Genomic DNA, 2,731 nt, shown 5'->3' with positions numbered 1-2,731 from the left:
AGCGCCTCCTCGGGCAACTCGTCGTCATGATCCAAGAGGACGATCCACTCCCCCCGCGCCCGTTCGAGCGCGCTGTTGGAGGCGGCGGAAATCCCCCCGTTCTTGTCGCGGTAAGTAACGCGAATTCGTCTGTCTTTCTTCTGATTCTCTTCTAATAGGGACCGAATATGCGCCGCACTCGATGCATCGTCGGCAAGGCAGAGTTCCCACTCGGGATAGAGCTGCTTCTGAACCGAGTCGATCGCCCGCTGGAGCCACTTCGCCGGGCTGTTGAACACCGGCGTGACGATCGAAAGCAGCGGCCTTCGAGGAAACCGCTCGATCTCCCTGCGAATCGCCTCCCGGTCCGCCCCATCGAGCCGTTGATAGGCCGCGATCCAGCCCGCATAGGCTTCCGATTCCATGCTCCCATAGGCCAGCCATTCCGTTTCTTCCCGGCACGCCGGGATCGGCTGCTTCCGCAAACCGACCCGATGGAGGAGCTGTCTTCGCCTTCGCCGGAAAGCGCTCTCGGCCCGGCGCAACTGCTGCATCGCCGACTCCATGCGAAGCGCCGCCGCCGGACCGCCCACTCGACCCACCGCGCCCGCCAAACCCTTTTTTGGAGCAACCTCTTCCAGGAGATCCCAAGCGCCCAGCCTCATCGCCATATCATGCGTCAAAACGGGCCTCATCCCTCGCAAGAGTCGATAGAGACGCTCTCGCTCCGCGGAAGCAGATGGTGCCGCAGACGCCAAGAGGAGAGCCCAGCTCAAAGTAGCCATCCATTCGGCCCGCGTCGGCTCGCTTGTCCGGTCCGGGCAAGCAGCTCCCGCTTCTCCATGCAGCACGATCCGCAGTAGCGCCAAGCGCCTCTCCCGATCCCGCAGGAAAGAGCGCAGCGCCCGCGCAGACCAGAGAAGCGGGGCGACAAAAGGAAAGTCTCTCCCGAGACGCGCGACATAGCTCAGCGGCTCTTCCCGTGGATCGAGGATCCAAGCGTCCTGCGCCGCCCCGAGTCGATAGGGGGAGCAGAAAAGATCCGGTCCGGGACGCTTCCCGATCTCCCAGAGCTGCTCCTCGATCTTGGACGGGGAAAGCCGCTCGCCCGCTTGCAGCCACTGAATCCACTCCCCTCGTGCACCCCGGCCCAGCGTCTCCCGGAGATCCATCCCTTTGCCCACTGGGATCCGCCGCAAGCCCTCGCTTTCGGAGCCTCCGGAACCCGCTTCTCCGAAGCCCGCCACCAAGATCTCCTTCTTCTTCCAGCTCTGGCTCCGGGCTTCCTCGATCAGCCTCCTCTCCTCCTCTCCGCTTGCCGGAGAGACGACGGCAATGGTCACAAGAGGCTCCACCTGGAAGGAGTTATTGCCGGAATCTGGTCGTCGGCGCTAGCCTTTTCCCACCTGCCCAACGTGTTCGCCGCTTTCGGCTTTTCCCAGCCGGGCCGTGGACGGCTCACCCCCTCCAAGGCCGCTCGACCCTCGGAGGCCAGGCCAAGGCATAGCCCCGCTCCAGGCTCAGGTTCGGGTTGTAGGCCGGATCCCATTCGATCCACTCTGGCCACTTCGACCGAAAGGGCTCGCGATCTTCCGTGGATTCCTCGGGGGAATCCTCCAGGCGCACAAGCTCCGCATAAGGAGTAAAGACGATCCGGTAGCCCTTCTCCCGAAGCCTCAGGCAGAAGTCGATGTCCCACAGATCCCGGCCATACCCTTCGTCGAATCCCCCGCACTCCTCCCAAACCGCCCGCCGCGTCGCCAGGCATGCTGCGCTCACCGCCGACGGATTCCGGATCAGAACCGCTTGCCCCACATAGCCGGCCGACTCGGAACCCCAACCCTGGAACGCGGCTCCGGTACTCCCCTCAAGTCCCATCACGACACCAGCCTCGGCTATCGTACCGTCGGGCGCCAGGATCCGCGCTCCCACAGCGCCCACTTCGGGCCGGGCCACTTGACTCACGAGCTCCGCGAGCCAGCCCTCTGCCTTCGGCTCCACGGGAGCCTTGAGCAAAATCAGAACCTCTCCCTTCGCCTGGCGCGCGACCCAGTTCCACAGAGAGGGCCCGGTTAGCTCCGCAGGAGGACGCAGGAAGCGCACACCTTCTTTGCCCTCGCTGTCCCCCTTCGGGCATTCCGGGCCACCGGCAACGACGAGCAATTCCGATTCCGGGCAATCCGTCTGCTTCCGAATCCTCTCGATCGACCGTCCCAGAGCCTCCGCCGTTATTCCCGGACCGAGCAAGAGGCTCACGCGGAGATTCTCCGGGAGACTCCTGCACACCCGGTGGATAAGGTAAATCGGCGTCGTGAGGACCTCCGCCGGTTCTCCGACTCTCCGGAGATGATCCACAACCGCCCGTCGCGCCGCCTCCCCCATGTACGGCTTGGCCTGAATGCAGGCAGCTCCGGATCCCGGAATCGCCCTCCAGTGGTAGAGCACCCGGGGGATGTGACGGATCTGCCCAGGCAAGAGACGTTCCACACAGCGAAAGGCCAAGTCATAATCCTGGGCTCCGTCCAAACCGCTCCGGAATCCTCCCAGGGAGCGTAAAAGATCCGATCGATAGACTCCCAAGTGGCTGATGCAGTTCTGTGGAAGCAGAAGGTCGGGACTGAAGTCCGGCTTGAAGTACGGTACGAACCGCCTCCCCTGCTCGTCAATCCTGTCTTCGTCGGAGTAGATCAACCCTGCGTCCGGATGGCGCAGGATCTCCCGCACCACCATATAAAGCGCCTCCTCGGGCAAC

At 63.7% G+C, this 2,731-nt stretch carries 1 protein-coding gene and 1 pseudogene; both read right to left on the bottom strand.

What is annotated here, in order from left to right:
* Window positions 1-1,334 (bottom strand): glycosyltransferase (locus MAMT_RS11060; RefSeq protein WP_142661084.1); only part of this gene is annotated, 1,334 nt, incomplete at its 3' end.
* Between the two features lie 103 nt (window positions 1,335-1,437).
* Window positions 1,438-2,731 (bottom strand): annotated as a pseudogene (locus MAMT_RS11500) (glycosyltransferase family 2 protein); the annotation flags it as partial.

The sequence above is a fragment of the Methylacidimicrobium tartarophylax genome (assembly GCF_902143375.2).
Taxonomy (GTDB): Bacteria; Verrucomicrobiota; Verrucomicrobiia; order Methylacidiphilales; family Methylacidiphilaceae; genus Methylacidimicrobium; species Methylacidimicrobium tartarophylax.
The sequence above is the reverse complement of the archived record's forward strand: the minus strand, read 5'-3'. Positions and strand labels throughout refer to the sequence as shown.